Origin of the sequence: Marivirga sericea (assembly GCF_900177665.1) — a bacterium.
Lineage (GTDB): Bacteria > Bacteroidota > Bacteroidia > Cytophagales > Cyclobacteriaceae > Marivirga > Marivirga sericea.
Genome location: NZ_FXAW01000001.1, coordinates 1,190,280 through 1,207,118, shown reverse-complemented (window position 1 = coordinate 1,207,118; position 16,839 = coordinate 1,190,280). Strand labels below are relative to the sequence as shown.

Annotated in this window: 10 protein-coding genes; 5 read left to right on the top strand and 5 right to left on the bottom strand. The window is 37.4% G+C overall.

Annotated features, from left to right (window positions below):
• Positions 1-10 precede the first annotated feature (10 nt).
• The 3 genes from B9Y84_RS04995 to B9Y84_RS04985 all read right to left on the bottom strand — a co-directional run bounded on the left by B9Y84_RS04995 (position 11) and on the right by B9Y84_RS04985 (position 5,129).
• Positions 11-1,348 (bottom strand): MFS transporter, encoded by a 1,338-nt coding sequence (locus B9Y84_RS04995; RefSeq protein WP_085515972.1) that lies wholly within the window; start codon positions 1,346-1,348, stop codon positions 11-13.
• Between the two features lie 129 nt (positions 1,349-1,477).
• Positions 1,478-3,910, bottom strand: coding sequence for a glycoside hydrolase family 31 protein (locus B9Y84_RS04990; RefSeq protein WP_085515971.1), 2,433 nt, complete (start codon positions 3,908-3,910; stop codon positions 1,478-1,480).
• A gap of 190 nt (positions 3,911-4,100) precedes the next feature.
• Positions 4,101-5,129 (bottom strand): LacI family DNA-binding transcriptional regulator, encoded by a 1,029-nt coding sequence (locus tag B9Y84_RS04985; protein WP_085515970.1) that lies wholly within the window; start codon positions 5,127-5,129, stop codon positions 4,101-4,103.
• 303 nt (positions 5,130-5,432) lie between these two features.
• Between B9Y84_RS04985 and B9Y84_RS04980 the strand changes: the two genes are divergently transcribed.
• The 5 genes from B9Y84_RS04980 (at position 5,433) to fbaA (ending at position 15,593) form a co-directional block, all read left to right on the top strand.
• Positions 5,433-6,905, top strand: coding sequence for a cadherin repeat domain-containing protein (locus tag B9Y84_RS04980; protein WP_085515969.1), 1,473 nt, complete (start codon positions 5,433-5,435; stop codon positions 6,903-6,905).
• 64 nt (positions 6,906-6,969) lie between these two features.
• A complete protein-coding gene (locus tag B9Y84_RS04975; RefSeq protein WP_085515968.1) occupies positions 6,970-9,717 on the top strand; it encodes an alpha-amylase family glycosyl hydrolase in 2,748 nt (915 codons plus the stop codon).
• Positions 9,718-9,735: 18 nt separating this feature from the next.
• The gene (locus tag B9Y84_RS04970) at positions 9,736-12,732 is read left to right on the top strand and encodes a SusC/RagA family TonB-linked outer membrane protein (protein ID WP_085515967.1); all 2,997 of its coding nucleotides are present in this window, start codon (positions 9,736-9,738) and stop codon (positions 12,730-12,732) included.
• Between the two features lie 10 nt (positions 12,733-12,742).
• Positions 12,743-14,299 (top strand): RagB/SusD family nutrient uptake outer membrane protein, encoded by a 1,557-nt coding sequence (locus B9Y84_RS04965; RefSeq protein ID WP_085515966.1) that lies wholly within the window; start codon positions 12,743-12,745, stop codon positions 14,297-14,299.
• A 232-nt stretch (positions 14,300-14,531) separates the two neighbouring features.
• Positions 14,532-15,593 carry a class II fructose-bisphosphate aldolase gene (gene fbaA, locus B9Y84_RS04960; protein ID WP_085515965.1) on the top strand — a complete coding sequence of 354 codons (1,062 nt, stop codon included), beginning with the start codon at positions 14,532-14,534 and terminating at the stop codon, positions 15,591-15,593.
• A 77-nt stretch (positions 15,594-15,670) separates the two neighbouring features.
• Here fbaA and msrA read toward each other — a convergent pair whose 3' ends face one another.
• Both msrA and B9Y84_RS04950 read right to left on the bottom strand, forming a co-directional pair.
• Positions 15,671-16,309: a peptide-methionine (S)-S-oxide reductase MsrA gene (msrA, locus tag B9Y84_RS04955; protein WP_085515964.1), complete on the bottom strand. Its 639-nt coding sequence runs from the start codon at positions 16,307-16,309 to the stop codon at positions 15,671-15,673.
• A 76-nt stretch (positions 16,310-16,385) separates the two neighbouring features.
• Complete coding sequence (locus B9Y84_RS04950; RefSeq protein WP_085515963.1) at positions 16,386-16,832, bottom strand: acyl-CoA thioesterase; 447 nt, start codon at positions 16,830-16,832, stop codon at positions 16,386-16,388.
• Between the last annotated feature and the right edge of the window lie 7 nt (positions 16,833-16,839).

The window sequence follows — 16,839 nt, the reverse complement described above, 5'->3', positions numbered from 1 at the left end:
GCTAGTTAGATTAATTCACCTTTTTTTCTTTATCATGATCATGTACTGCTAGGCTCAGTAGGCCAGCTGCTAGCATGGAAATACCTCCAATAATCAAGGCATAAATTGCATCATTGTTGAAGAAATTCTTTAGGATAAATCCTAAGATACTAGCGGCTACTATTTGTGGGATGACAATAAAGAAATTGAATACCCCCATATAATAACCCATTTTATCAGATGGTAAAGCACTACTTAACATGGCGTAGGGAACAGACAAGATACTAGCCCAGGCAATACCAACACCTATCATGCTTAAAACTAGTAGATTGGGTTCTTTTATAAAAAATATAGAGATTAAGCCTGCTGCTCCACAAAACAAAGCAATTAAGTGAGTACCCTTTCTTCCGAAATATTTGGCTAGTTGAGGTAATAAGAAAGCAAATAGTGCAGCAACTCCATTATAGACTCCAAACATTATGCCTACCCAGTTGGCTCCTTCGTTATAGATCAGCGATTTTGTATCGGTAGTGCCATAGATATGTTCAGTAACGGCTGGGGTTGTGTAGATCCACATTGCAAATAAAGCAAACCATGAAAAAAATTGGACAAATGCTAATTGTACCATGGTTTTAGGCATAGTAAATATGCCCATGAAGGATTCTGCTAGACCTGTAAAAACTCCTCTTTCGCTATTTTCTAATTTAAGTTTTTCAATATCAGCAGGAGGATACTCTTTGGAATTGAAGACTGTCCACATTACGGCCGAGAAAAAGGCAACTCCTCCGATATAGAAGGACCATTTTACAGAATCAGGAATCTGTCCTTCAGCTGCTGTATTACTAACTCCCAGCCAATTAGTAAGAGCGTAGGGAAGGATAGACGCTATTACAGCTCCTATACCGATAAAAAAGGCTTGCATAGCAAATCCTTTTGTTCGCTGATCATTAGGTAAGACATCTCCTACAAAAGCTCTAAATGGTTCCATACTGACATTAATGGAGCCATCCATTATCCATAACATACCAGCGGCTATCCATAAACTAGGGGAATTAGGCATAACAAATAAAGCAATGGTCGCTAAAACGGCACCAATGGCAAAGAATGGTCTACGTCTTCCCCATTTAGGAATCCAGGTCCTGTCAGAGTAGTATCCAATGATGGGTTGAACTACTAATCCGGTCACTGGAGCGGCCAGCCATAATATAGGCAAGCTGTCTTTTTCTGCACCCAGCGTTTCAAATATCCGACTTACATTTGCATTTTGTAATGCAAAGCCGAATTGAATTCCCAAAAAACCAAAACTCATGTTCCAGATTTCCCAAAAGTTTAATTTTGGCTTTTCAGATGCAATTGATACGTTTTCCATGTTAAAATTTTAAGCTAAAAAGTGGTAAGAGTTCTCGGTTTAGCAATGTGTCGTTTAGGTATCTAATACTGTAAAGAAATGAGCTATGATTAAAATGTAGCGTACCATAACTTGATGTCCTCTTTACCATCACCAATTGACTTCAATATTGTCATCTTCCAAATTGAAAATAGCATAAGGTAGGTCGCTTACTTTTAAATTGATTCGTTCATTTTCGGGTAAGGGATCAAAATTTGATATTTGCTCCACAAAATTAAAATCTTTCTTTTCCAGCGGTACGGTTTGTTGATTCACCTGAATTTTACCATTCAATTTACCTTCAAAGCCATGGAAGAATAATTTTATCTTATGGTACTGGGAGTTGTAATCTCCTTTTTTGGAATGGAGAACCAATTGTCTTTTTCCCGGCTTAAACACTATCGATCGTTTGTAAAATTCTCCACTGACATGATTGAATGATTCCCCATCATCTTCATAATACTCGTAGCTGTTATCTTCCTTTCCCCCATAAATATGCAAATGAAGACAATCATTATTATTATGACTTAGATTTTCCAGCTTATCTTGCATAGGAATAATAGCCGAAGCTCTGACAAAAACTGGTAATCGCTCAATAGGACATTCAACAATCACTTCTTGATTTCCACCATAATAAGTGTCATTAAATAAATCGTACCATTCACCTTTAGGAAAATAAACTTTAGCTAGATCCACTTTACTTGGCACAGGGGCCACCATGATATCAGGCCCAAAGAAATACTGATTTTCATACAATGAATTGTAGATTTTTGCATCATGTGGATGATAGATTGCTAAACTTCTGGCAACAGGTATTCCTTTCTCATGGGCCGCATAAAAAGCTGAATAGATGTACGGCATCATCTTGTAGCGTAGGTTGATATAGTTTCTTGAAATTTCCTCTACTTCTTCTCCATAAGCCCAGGGTTCAGAATCTCTACTATTAATCATACTATGTCCACGGAAGAAAGGAGCAAAAGCACCAATTGAGATCCATCTGGCAAAAAGTTGACTATCAGCATCGCCTGCAAAACCACCAATATCATATCCTGAGAATGCAACGCCTGCCAATCCTAAACTATTGACCAATCGAACACCTAATAACATGTGCTCATCATCGGCTACATTGTCTCCAGTCCAGACTGCAGCATATCGTTGTATACCAGAAAAACCGGCTCTTGTTAAATTAAACACTCTTTTGTTGGGGGAATTTCGCTTAGCACCTTCATAAGTACTTCTGGCCATTTGCATTCCATAAACATTCCTCGCCTTTCGAGTAGAGGCTTTTTCACCTTCGTAGTCAAATTCCATTAGTTCAGGTAAATGCTGTCCCCAAGTAGCAATTTCATTCATATCATTCCAAAGTCCTAAGATCCCTAAGTCGGTATAGGCTTTTAATTTTTCTTGCCACCAGTTTCGTACTATAGGTTTTGTGAAATCTGGGAAATGGCACCATCCAGGCCAAACTTCCCCCTCATAGTATTCTCCATCAGGATATTTGATGAAAACATCTTCGTCTTTTCCTGAATCATAAGCTTCGTAACCTTCTTCTATCTTTATTCCGGGGTCACAAATGACTACTACTTTAAAGCCCATTTCTTCTAGCTTTTTAATCATTTGCAGAGGATTTGGAAAATCTTTCCCATCCCAAGTGAATATCTTGTACTGCTCCATATGATGGATGTCTAGTACAATAACATCCGCGGGAATTTCTTTTTCTCGAAAGAATTTGGCAATGCTTAATACTTCTTTATCTGGCTTATAGCTGTATCGGCATTGCTGGTAGCCCAAGCTCCAAATAGGAGGGAGCTCCATTCTTCCAGTCAAATCCGTATAAGAGCTGATAATTCCTTCTATGTTTTCTTCATGAATGAAATAGTAGGCCATATCACCTTGATCTGCTGAAAAGCTAGAAAATCTTCGGTTAGAAGCTCCGAAATTGAAATGTGTTTTGTGGGAATTATCTAAATATAGTCCGTATGAAAGTCCGTTATGAATTCCTATGTAAAAAGGCGTGGTACAGTATAAGGGATCGCTATCTGGAGGATATCCGAAATGATCGGTGTTCCAATTCTGATACCCATTGCCTTTTCGGTCAAGCGGGCCAGTTTTTTCACCAAGTCCTATAAATCTTTCTCCCTCTTGAAGCCTCTTGTAGGTGGTTACTTGCTCTCCAATCCAAGAAGTGCCTAAAGTGGGATCATCTTCATTAATAATGTTACCGTCTGCATTCTTAAAAATGATGGTAAATGGGTCTTTTTTAATCTCTAAGGTTAAAGTTTCAGTTTTTAGCTCTAAATGACCATTTGCATCAATAATAGAAAAATCGATACCAACCGGTTTTGAAATTACTGCATAGGAGTGTTCATCGAACTCTTCGGTGCGGCTTAAATGGATTTTAAAAACCCCTCTTTGAACAACAGATATTCTGAAAAATGCATTTTCAGTTTTACCAAAAATACCGTAAGCATTACGCTTATAATTTTCGATTTTTCCGCAGTGGAGGTTAAGGTTTGATCTATCTATAGTTTGTGAATTAATCATCAGTAATGCCTTTTAAGAACCGCTAAGCTATCGAATATTAGAATCCGATAATCTTGATTTTAACATAAATTTAGCGCAAACGTTTGCGGTTTCGATTGCAAAATAATCATTTGTATTTAATAATTTATTAATATGGCTTTATCAAGATAGGGGAGATTTAAGTAATTAGAAATTTAATTAATAAAATACTTTATATTTTTTTAGACGATTCCCGTACGACTAAATTGGTTTTTAGGGAGATTGTTTCCGTTATACTTTCTTCATCTTCCCCCTTATTGATTTGTTTCATAAGCAATCGCGTAGCTTCTTGGCCCATTTTAAAGCCGGGTTGCGTAACGGAAGAGAGTGCTGGCTGAATAAGACTTGAAAATCTCCAGTTGCTAAAACCTACAATAGCGATATCTTCTGGTATTCGCAATTTTTTCTTTCTAATAGCCATCATAGCACCATAAGCGGCTACATCGTTATTCGCAAAAATCGCATCGGGAGGGAAACGATATTCTAAAATTTCATTGGTAATGGATTCCGCCTCTTCAAAAGTACCCAACCCGCATACTTTAATAAGGTTATCATCTATCATATAACGGTTGTCTGCTAAAGCTGCTTTATACCCATTCAATCGATTTTTGCTAATGGCTAAGTTTTGCGGTCCTGCAAGATGTGCAATTCGATAACAGCCTTGTTCAATTAAATGAGTAGTAGCTTCATAAGCGCCCTGTTCATCATTCACAATCACTTTACAAGCATTGAGCGAATCAATAATTCTGTCAAAAAACACTAATGGAATGTCATAATCTAAGAGGCTTTGTAAGTGTTCGTAATTTTCTGTTTCTCTCGAAACTGACATTAATATGCCATCCACCCGTGAATTGAATAAGGCCTTCGTGTTCATGACTTCCCTTTCAAAGGATTCATTGGATTGTGTTATAATGACATGATAACCAGCATCGTGAGCTATGTCTTCAATCCCGCTGATCACGGCAGAAAAGAAAAAGTGGGCGATTTCGGGTATAATTACGCCCAGTGTATTTGTTTTGCTCTGTCTCAGGCTTAATGCAACGGTATTGGGCTGGTAGTTCAGCCTTTTGGCTAAATCATTAATTTGTCGTTTGGTCTCCTCACCAATATCTGGATGGTCTTTTAAAGCTCTGGAAACAGTAGAAGGAGACACCCCTAATTCTTTTGCGATATCTTTTATGGTAATATTAGCCTTTTTCATTGAGTTATTATTTATCCCGTTTCCTGAGCGATTTCGTCATTATACCAGCTAATTCGCTGCTGATTATTTAAAATAGCTCGAAATATCTTCACAGATTTAAGTAGAAAATTCATCAAAGGCAAGCATCCCAGTAAATCTTCATTTACGCAAACGATTGCGCAACCGATTGCGGTAAAAAATATTCGATTAAGCTGTTTTGAAGTTGATTCTTACCCTAAACTTGAATTGTTGAATATGAAGTTGCGCAACAGAATTTTTGCCGCTTTAACCTCAAAATCAAATAATCTTTAAAACAATTAAATTATGAAAAACTTAAGAAAATTATGGAGCCTGGCACTGTTGCTGACCGCAACAATGTTTATGGTATCATGCGATGAAGACGAGCCTACAATTGAAGTGGATGAGGATGGATTGTCGGTAGCAGATGGTATTTATCTTATCTCAGCTGGTCAAGATCCATTGGCTACGATGCAAATGACGTCAGAGCAAGTGGAAGCTGATGGATTTGGAGCCCAAGAAAGATCAGGTTTTGTGACCGGATATTTTCATTTATCTGGCGGTGATTATAATATTGTTCAAACGGTTGATCGTGCAGTTGCTGCGACTATAGGCGGGGCTATCGAAACAATTAACTATGGGACTGATGAAGAGCCAAAAACATATCAGGTAGTAACTGACGCCACAGATGGCGGGGACCCTTTCACTATTGAAGAAGGTTTTTATAAAATTTCTCATGACGAGTTAACGGGTGAAATTGTTATATTCAAAATTAACTCTGTTGGTTTAATAGGAGCAGCAACTCCGAACGGTGGAAATGATGATACTCCACTCACAGGTTCTGTAGATGAAGAAGGTGGCTCCTGGACTGGCTCTGATATTCTTTTAAGGGCTGGATGGTATAAATTTAGATTTAATGGCACCTGGAATATTGATAGAAGGATTGATCCAGATGGAGGATTAACTTCAGATAACGGTTATTTAATGTTTACTAATTTTGGAGGTGCCATTGATGATCTTGAACCAGGAAATGTAGGTGGTAATTTCGAGATGACTGCTGAGAACGAAGGAGTATTTGATATAGAAGTTGCTTTTTCTATTGAAAATGGATTTGCATTTTCTCAAGAAAGAACTGGTGATGCACCAGAGATTACTTTTGACCCAGCTGAATATCAATTCGGTGTTATTGGAAGTGCAAACGCTAATGGATTCGATGCTGATAGAAACATGCATTATGTAGGCCTAAACGAAGGTGTTCATAAATGGGTAGGTGTTGTTTACTTTGGTGAAACAAGTGTTGATGATCAGGGGAGAAGATTTAAGTTGAGAACTAATGATGACTGGACTTTTAATTTAGGTGGCGTATTACCTGCTGATGGTTCGGAAGCTACCCTTGCAGTAAATGGAGCAGATATAGAAGCGCCAGCTGAAGGTGCCTATTACATTACATTATCAACAGCTGACGAAGGTGGAACGTGGATTTCAACAATGAGCGCTACCGGATGGGGTGTGATAGGTGAAGGATCTCCTTCCGCAAGTTGGGAAGAGGATGTTGATATGGCCACTGATGGTTTTGTAGAGGGTGTAACCACTTATACGCTGACAGGAGAATTCACTGGTGAGTATAAATTCAGAGCTGGTGACAGCTGGGATTTTAACTTAGGTGGAGATCCAGCCGCTTTAACAGCGGGAGGCGATAACTTGAGTGTAGATGCTACTGAGAGTTATACAGTGACTTTAACGTTTGACGGTGAGAATTATACCGCCACTATTGAATAATCAATTCATTAATATAAAAGAATGAGACTGATCCGTCTCATTCTTTTTATCTCAACTCTTATTTATGAACAAGTTTTTAATCATAATATCACTTTTATTTCTGCAATTCATATCGTTTGCTCAGAATGTAAATTTACAGCCAACCATCGAGCCAGAATTCTTTTCGGCAGATGAGCAAATTACGATCACTTACAATGTAACCGGCACTAGTCTATCATCATTGGATGATGCTTATATGTGGATGTGGTTACCCAATAATAGCACTACAGATGCTCCCTCTAATATTAATCCTGCTGATTCTGATCCTGAAGCAACCGCTCAAGCCAAACTTCAAAAACTCAATGAAAACGGACAAACGCTGTTCCGTATTTCTTTAACTCCAACACTATTTTACAACCAAAGTGCAGATGACATTACTGAAATTGGCATGCTCCTAAAAGGTAATGATTGGTCAGATGGGCAATCAACTGATTTTACAGTAGAAATAAGTCAAGGTTTTTCAGTTAATATTTCTTCTCCATTTGGAAACTACGGTTTTTATGAAGCCGATGATATTATTAATGTAGAGTTGTCTTCTTCGGAGAATTCTACATTTGAGTTCTTCGTTGACGGTATCTTAGAATATCAAGAATCTGGAATAACTCAGTTCTCTTTCGAGCATACCGTAATTGACGATGGTGTGGCTCATGATTTAATTATGAAGGTGAATAATGGTACTGATTCAGAGGCATTTAATTATTCCTACATAGTAAATCCGGTAGTGTCTAATGAACCTCTTCCAGCAGGATTGCAAGATGGAATTAATTATGGAGATGATGCTACCACGGTACATTTAGTGTTAACCGCTCCCAATAAAGAAAATGTATTTTTGATTGGCACTTTCAACAACTGGAGTCTTTCTGATCAATACTTAATGAAAAAAGATGGTGATCAATTTTGGCTTGAGGTGAGTGCTTTGATCCCAGGTGAAGAATACCAGTTTCAATACTTGGTAGATGGGGAAATTACCATAGCTGATCCTTATGCAGAAAAAATAGGGTCAGAATATGATGATCCTGAAATAATACGAGATAATCGATATCCTGAGTTAATGCCATATCCTTCTGGCAAAACTTCTCATGCAGTTAGTTACCTTCAAACTAACAAAACACAATTTGACTGGACGGACAGTGATTTTCAAAGGCCTGCTAATGAAGATCTTGTCATTTATGAATTATTAATAAGAGATTTTACAGAGTTAAGAACATACAAGGCTGTCACTGACAGGTTGGATTATTTAGAAGATCTCGGAATTAATGCCATCCAGTTCATGCCGGTAATGGAATTTGAGGGCAACCTGAGCTGGGGATATAATCCTTATTCTATGCTGGCTTTGGATAAATTTTACGGTACCGAGTATGATTTTAAGACTTTGGTAAACGAAGCGCATAGCAGAGGAATGGCCATAATTTTAGACATTGCTTTAAACCATCAATTTGGCAGGAACTCATTAGCAAGATTATACAATGAAGGAGATTACGGAAATCCAACTTCTCAAAACCCTTGGTTTAATACCAGTCCTCGCCATGATTTTAATGTGGGCTATGACATGAACCATGAGAGTCAATACACTCAAGATTATGTGGATCGAGTAGTGGCGTATTGGTTGGAAGAATATCATGTAGATGGTTACAGATATGATTTATCGAAAGGCTTCACGCAAAAGAGCACATTAGGTAATGTTGGCGCTTGGGGTCAATATGATGCTTCCAGGGTCGCATTATTAAAGAGAATGGCAGATGAGCAGTGGTCAGTTGATCCTGATTCGTATGTGATTTTAGAGCATTTTGCTGAGAATACTGAAGAAAAAGAGCTTGCTGAATATGGAATGATGCTGTGGGGAAATGAAAATCACAATTTCAGAAATCTAGCTAAAGGGAATAGTGCCAATGTTAGTGGCTTGAGCTACCAGGTGAAGGGTTGGAATGAACCCCATGTAATTGGATACATGGAAAGCCATGACGAAGAACGTGTGGCTTGGGATCTAAAAAACAGTTCAAGTCAGAATTTAGCACAGCAAATGCAGAGATTGAAATTGAACGCTGCTTTATTTTTCTTAGTCCCAGGTCCGAAAATGATCTGGCAATTTGGTGAGTTTGGCTATGATGAAGAGCTTAATAATGATCGACTAGGCGTAAAACCAACCCGTTGGGAGTATCTTGATGATCCTGAGCGCAACAAACTGTTCCAGGTTTATCAAAGTCTAATCAAATTAAAAACGAGCACGGATTATTTAAATAAAGACAACTTTCAATGGTCTGGAAGTGGAGATTTAAAATGGGCTCGCTATAATAATGATGACGTAAAAATTGTGATGATGGGTAATTTTAGTAAAAGTACCCAAACCTTCGATCAACAAATTTTGCAAGCAGGTACTTGGTACAATTACCTTACTGGTCAAGAAGTAGAAATCGAAAGTGAAGTAGCTATCAATCTAATTTCGGGAGAGTTTAGAATATTGACGAGTGAGCCGATTGAGAATTATATCGATGAGCAAGCACAATCTGATATAGTTCTAGCTGAAAGACCCATTCAAACAATAACGAAAACAAAACTATTTCCAAACCCTACTCAAAACAGAATTTACATTGAGTCAGCAGAGCAAATTAAACAGATACTTCTGAAGGATTTGAATGGAAAGTCTATTCCAATTCAAGTTGAAAAAATTGAAAACCGTATTGCTCTTGATTTATCAAGCTTGCAATCAGGTATTTACATGCTCAACTATCTGGAGCAAGGTATTCAAAAACAACATAGAATCTTAAAGTTTTAATTTTTTAAATATATCAATATGAATCAAATTTATACAGGCTATAAAAAGGGATTTTCTGGGGGAAACAGGCTGTTATTGCTATCGAGGCTATTAACTACCTTTCTTTTTGTATTTGCTTCATTGCAAATACAAGCACAAGATAGGATCGTTTCCGGTACAGTTACTGATGCTAACACTGGTGAAACTTTGCCTGGAACTAGTGTGATGATTAAAGGAAGTTCAAAAGGAACCACCACGTCTTTGGAAGGCGAATTTAGATTAGAAGTCGCGGCTGAGGATGTATTAGTATTCTCCTTTATAGGCTATGAAAAGCAGGAAATAGAAGTTGGCGCTCGTTCTTCAATTAATGTTCAAATGGAAGAAGACGTTTCTCAGCTGGGAGAAGTGGTAGTGGTAGGTTATGGACAGCAAGAGGAAAAAGATGTAACTGGAGTGGTCAGTACTGTAAAGGAAGAGTCTTTCAACAGAGGACAAATTGCTAGTCCAGAGCGTTTGATAACCGGTAAAATTGCGGGAGTGGATGTAACACCAGGAAACACGCGAGCAGGTGGTGGAGGTATCACCATCAGGGGAGTAGGATCTATTAATGCTCAAGCGCAACCTTTAATTGTTGTTGATGGAGTACCTATTAGTAATGAAGGAAGCTCAGGAACAAGAAATGCGAATAATTTTATCAATCCAGCTGATATTGAAAGCGTAACTGTTTTGAAAGATGCGTCTGCAACAGCGATTTATGGTTCAAGAGGTGCTGCCGGTGTGATTTTGTATACAACTAAATCAGGGAAGAAGGGACAGAATACAGTTACTTACGATGGGTCTTTTACTTTTTCCGAAGTTTTAAGAGAGCCTGATTTTCTAAGCACCCAAAATTTCAGGAATGCAGTTAGACAATTTAGCCCGCAAAACGAAAATAGATTAGGCGAAGAGGATACAGACTGGTTCAATGAAGTCACCAGAAGTACGCTTAGCCAAAACCATAACTTATCATTTTCCGGAGCAACAGAAAAGCTGAATTACCTAGTTTCTGTTAACCATATGGATAATAAGGAGGTGATTAAAGGCGACAGAAATCAAGTGACTCGTTTAAGTATGCGATTGAAAACTACCGTTCTAAATGACCATTTAGATATCACTTTCAATACAAAAAATGCGCTGACAAACGATCAATTTAAGCCGAATGTGATCGGAACAGCCGTTTCTTTTGATCCTACAAAGCCAGTTTATGACCCTGAGGCAGAAGAGTTTGGTGGATATTACGAATGGAACGTTTCTTCAATAGATCCGATTAATCCTGTTTCAACTCTGGAACAAACCCAAAGTATAGGTGAAAATAGAAGATCATTTAATTCTATAAATTTTGATTTAAAGATTCCAGGAGTAGAAGGTTTAACATTGAGTGCCACTGGTTCTTATGACTTACGAAATGGACAGAATAAAGTATTTGAGCCATTCACTTTAAGAAATGACAATAGAGATGGCTATATGCAGCGCACCACTAATTTGGCTTATACCTCTACATTATTCTCGACTTTAAATTATAAACGATCTTTTGGTAATCACAGCATTGATGTGCTAGGTGGTTATGAATTTCAAGAAGTATTTAGGGAAACAACAGGTTACGAAGGAATTAATTTAACAGATGACAGTAAAAGCTTTAATGATCCAACCGTTATTCCTAGAGAATTTATTGATTTGTACAGAGCTACACCTATTAAAAACCAATTGCAATCCTATTTTGGTCGAGTAAACTATTCCTTGAATGACAAATATTTAGCCACTTTTACTGGAAGGTTAGATGGTTCCACTCGATTCGGATTTGGCAATAAATATGGGTTTTTCCCTTCTGCTGCTTTAGGATGGAGAATAATAGAAGAAGATTTTTTCCAAGGATTGACCGATACATTTAATGACTTGAAGTTTAGAGTGGGTTGGGGGATAACAGGAAACCAAAATATTGGAGATTACCTCTACGACAAATTCTACTTTTTGAGTGATGCAAGTGCAACTTACCAATTTGGTGATGAATTTATTCAATTGCTAAGACCTACGGCCGTTGATCCAAACATTCAATGGGAAAGGTTAATATCTACTAACATTGGAATTGATTTCTCGCTGATGAAGGGAAGATTAGCCGGTACTTTAGATGTATATAACAAAACGACTGATCAGTTATTGTTTAATGTGCCTGTCGCAGCTGCTACAAATGTGGGTGATAGAGTGACCACCAATATTGGAGAGATGAATAATAGAGGGATTGAATTAGGCTTGAGCTACATTCTAATCGATAATGATCAATTTGGCTGGGATTTAGGATATAATTTCACTTACAATCAAAATAGAATTGTAAAGCTTAATAATGAAATAGATGAAGACAGCCCTGGTATTCAAGTAGGGGGTATTACAGGAGATATTGGTCGAACAATTCAAGTTTTGCAAGTAGGGCAGCCAATTTCGACTTTTTATTCTTATAATCATCTTTATGATGACGCAGGCAACCCTTTAACAGGTGGGACTAACAGTATCTATGAAGATATTGATGATAATGGGCTGATCAACGAAAATGATTTGCAAACTCAAGGGGTAGCGATACATCCAATATTTACCAATGTGAGCTCCAATATGAGGTACGGTAATTTCGATCTTAATTTTACTTTAAGAGCGAAACTGGGCGGCCAAACATATAATAATACAGCTTCAGCCAATGGTTGGTCAGGAAGATTGACCGAAGCCCAAATACTAAATAATCTGCACGAATCAGTTATTGAAACTGGCTTTCAGAATAGGCAATTATTATCCAATTATTACATAGAGAATAGTAGTTTCTTAAAGCTTGATAATTTAACAGTAGGTTACAATTTCAACCAAATTCAAGATTTCAGATTAAGACTATACGGTACTGTCCAAAATATGCTACCAATTTCGGGCTATAGTGGATTAGACCCAGAGGTGCAAATCGATAATAATATTTATCCTCCATCTACTGCATTTATTTTCGGAGTAAACGCAAAATTTTAATTAAAGGAAAATGAAGAAATTTATATACATTATTCTAGCGGGTTTTATCATATCATGTACTGATTTAGATTTAAGACCTGAATTTGGAGAAACAGCAAACATAGCCTTTCAAGATGTTAAAAACTTGGAACGCTACATGGCTAAAATTTATGCAGCTTACAGTTTAACGGGGCAGCAAGGCCCAGCAGGTGATGCAGATTTAGCTTTGGTAAACGATGAGGGCTTTACCTCTTACATTAGAGCTTATTGGAAAGCGCAGGAATTAACTACTGACGAAGCAGTCATCGCTTGGCAAGATGCTGGTATTCAAGATTTGAATACGCATACTTGGTCTTCTGACAACCAGTTCGTTAATGTGCTGTACTATAGATTATTCCTTATTATTTCATACAGTAACGACTTTTTAGAACAAAGTAGTAGTGATTTGTTAGCTGATTACGGATACAATGATACAGAGATAGCAACAGCTCAAGCTTACAGAAGTGAAGTGCGATTTTTGAGAGCACTAGCTTACTGGCATGCTTTGGATTTATTTAGAAATGTCCCTATAGTGACGGAAATCACCACTGATTTTCCAGTGCAAAATACACCAGAAGAAGTGTTTAATTTTATAGCAGAAGAACTGAGTGCCATAGAAGGTGATCTGCCTGATCCGCAGCAAAATGAATACGGAAGAGCTGATAAAGCAGCACTTTGGATGTTACAAGCAAAATTATACTTAAATGGCGAAGTGTATACAGGAAGTAATCATTATTTGGAAGCCGTAACTGCTTTGGAAAAAGTGCTCAATGGTCCTTATTCAATAGAAAATGACTACCAATTGAATTTCAGAGCAGATAATCATACAAGTAATGAACTGATATTCACGCTTCCGTCTGATGGTATTCAAACTCAGAGCTACGGAAGCACTACTTTCTTGATTAATGGAGCGATTGGTGGAAATATGACAGCTGCTGATTATGGAACAAGCGGTGCTTGGGCAGGATTAAGAACAACAGAAAATCTTGTAGCATTATTTCCTGATGAAACAGGCGATATTGACAGCAGAGCAAGATTCTTTTCTGATGGACAAACTTTAGAAATTGCAGATTTAACAGTTTTTACGGAAGGATATGCTGTGCCAAAATATACGAACTTGACCACAGATGGTGAACAGGGTAGTAATACTGAATTTGCGGACACAGACTACCCTATGTTCAGGTTAGCCGATGCCTATTTGATGTATGCAGAAGCAGTTTTGCGTGGTGGAGGCGGAAGTGAAGCTACGGCGGTAACCTTCATTAACCAATTAAGAGAAAGAGCATATGGTGATAATTCAGGAAACATAACTGCTGGTGCTTTAACGCTAGATTTTATTTTAGATGAACGAGCTAGAGAGCTTTATTGGGAAGGTCACAGGAGAGCTGATTTAATTCGTTTCGGACAATATACAGGTGGAACATATACTTGGCCATGGAAAGGGAATAACATTGATGGAGCTTCAATAAGTGAACATTTGGAAATATTTCCAATTCCAGCTACTGATTTAGCAGCGAATCCTGAATTGGAACAAAACGATGGATATTAATTATTAAAATTCTTCTTCATATACAATCATAAAACGAAAACGCAGAGGGCTTTGCTCTCTGTTTTTTTAAGCGTTAATTTATTCAATATTATCACTTTCATACAGTAAATTAACTTAGCAATATCCCTGCACATCAAATCATTAACATTAAAACTGCTTTCCCTTTTATATTTCTACCATTATTGGCATTTTTGGATTCTGAAAGATTTTTAACAAACTTAAATAGATAAACATGGCTAAACCAGGAGTATTATCCGGAGATGAAATGATGAATTTACTTCATCATGCTAAAGACAATAAGTATGCAATGCCTGCAGTCAATGTAATTGGTAACAATTCCATCAACGCAGTTTTAGAGACTGCTAGAGATGTGAATTCTCCAGTTTTTATTCAGTTTTCAAATGGAGGGGCGGTATTTAATGCTGGTAAAGGGCTTTCAAATGATGGTCAAAAAGCAGCTATTGCAGGTGCTGTTGCGGGTGCTCACCATGTGCATTTGATGTCAAAAGAATATGGCGTCCCAGTAGTGCTACATACTGATCATTGTGCTAAAAAGTTATTGCCTTGGATTGATGGACTACTGGAAGCTGGAAAAGAGTTTTATAAAACACATGGAAAGCCTTTGTTTAGCTCTCATATGATAGATTTGTCAGAAGAGCCTTTAGAAGAGAACATAGAAATTTGTAAGAAGTATTTGAAGCCGATGTCAGAAATGGGGATGCATCTCGAAATTGAGTTGGGTATCACCGGTGGAGAAGAAGATGGGGTTGATAATACTGGAGTAGATAGCAGCAGATTATATACCCAACCTGAGGAGGTAGCCTATGCTTATGAGCAGTTGAAAGAAATTAGTGACAACTTCACTATTGCAGCTTCATTTGGTAATGTTCATGGTGTATATAAACCAGGTAATGTTGAGTTGCGTCCAGATATCTTGAAGAATTCTCAAGATCACATCCAAAAGAAGCATAATACAGGAGATAAGCCGGTATTGTTTGTTTTTCATGGCGGATCAGGTTCTGAGCCAGAGAAAATAGAGGAAGCTATTGGATATGGTGCAGTAAAGATGAATATCGATACAGATATGCAATGGTCTTTCTGGAATGGTGTTAGAAATTATTATAAGGATAATGAGGATAGATTGCAGATGCAAATCGGGACTTCTGATGACCCTGATGCTCCCAATAAGAAATTTTATGATCCTAGAGCTTGGCTAAGAAAAGGTGAAGAGAGCATGGTGGTTAGATTGAAGCAGGCTTTTAAAGAATTGAATTGCTTGAATAAACTAGCTTAAAAATAATAAGCTAAAGGAAAATAAAAAAGGCACCTGCTCTGAGCTGGTGCCTTTCCTATTTTCTCAGTACTTAAACTTTATTTCAATAGATCTTGAAATGTTTTGGCTACCTTATCTATTTTAGGTTTTGAAACATTAACTATATAACGGTCATTAGGATTTTTCTTCTCGTAATCCTGGTGATAATCTTCAGCTTCCCAAAACTTGGTGAAAGCAGTGAGTTCCGTAACGATCTCATTATTAAACTTTGGAGCTAACTCATTCATTTTCTTCAAAGCTAGATTTTTTTCCGTTGAATTGCGATAAAAGATAGCAGAACGATATTGTTTACCTACATCAGGCCCTTGTCGGTTCAATTGAGTAGGATCATGGGCAACAAAGAAAATTTCCAATAAGGTCTCATAGTTTATTATTGAGCTGTCATACAAAACCATTACAGCCTCCGCATGGTTAGTTCTACCGTAGCTAACTTCCTTATAAGACGGATTCTTTTCTTCTCCTCCAGAATAACCTGAAACAGCTTCTTTGATCCCTTTAATTTGTTCAAATGAAGCTTCTACACACCAAAAACACCCGCCCGCAAAATAGGCAGTATCTATTTTTGCTGTATTTTGAATTGGTTGCGTATCAGTCTCCGAAATCTCAGATTTTTTATTCTCTGCAGCGCAAGCGAAAAAAAGTATACTTAGAATAATTATTGCAGTATTTCTTATCATAATATTATCAAATTTACACCAAGAACGACTTGATAGACAATTTAGTTTTGTGTAGAAACTGATTTGTTTGGAAAAATCACTTCAACGCTATGCTGCCATCTATTTCATATCTCATTAACTCAGTTCTTAACCATTCTGGAATTTCAATGGTAGTTTTTGTTTTGGTGTCGAACATTACTTGTATTGAAGTTCCTACAGTATGAACTGTTTTATCATCAGTAGTAATCATATACTCTAGAACAAAACTCTTTCTGCCCATTTCTTTGGTCCTAACCCAACATTTTGTCTTTGGCATTCCAATTTTTAATTCTTGCAAATAATTACAATTAATATTAGCCAATAAAAACATGTCTTTGTGCCAATCCCAAGAAGGGGATGCTTGTAGCATATAGCGACCGCGTGCAATTTCGAAATATTGAATGTAGATGGAGTTGTTGACATGTGCCAATGGATCTAAGTCGGTCCATCTCACTTGTATGTCTTCCGAAAATCTAAAGTTGTTATGATCTACTGTGGGTTTCATATTGTTG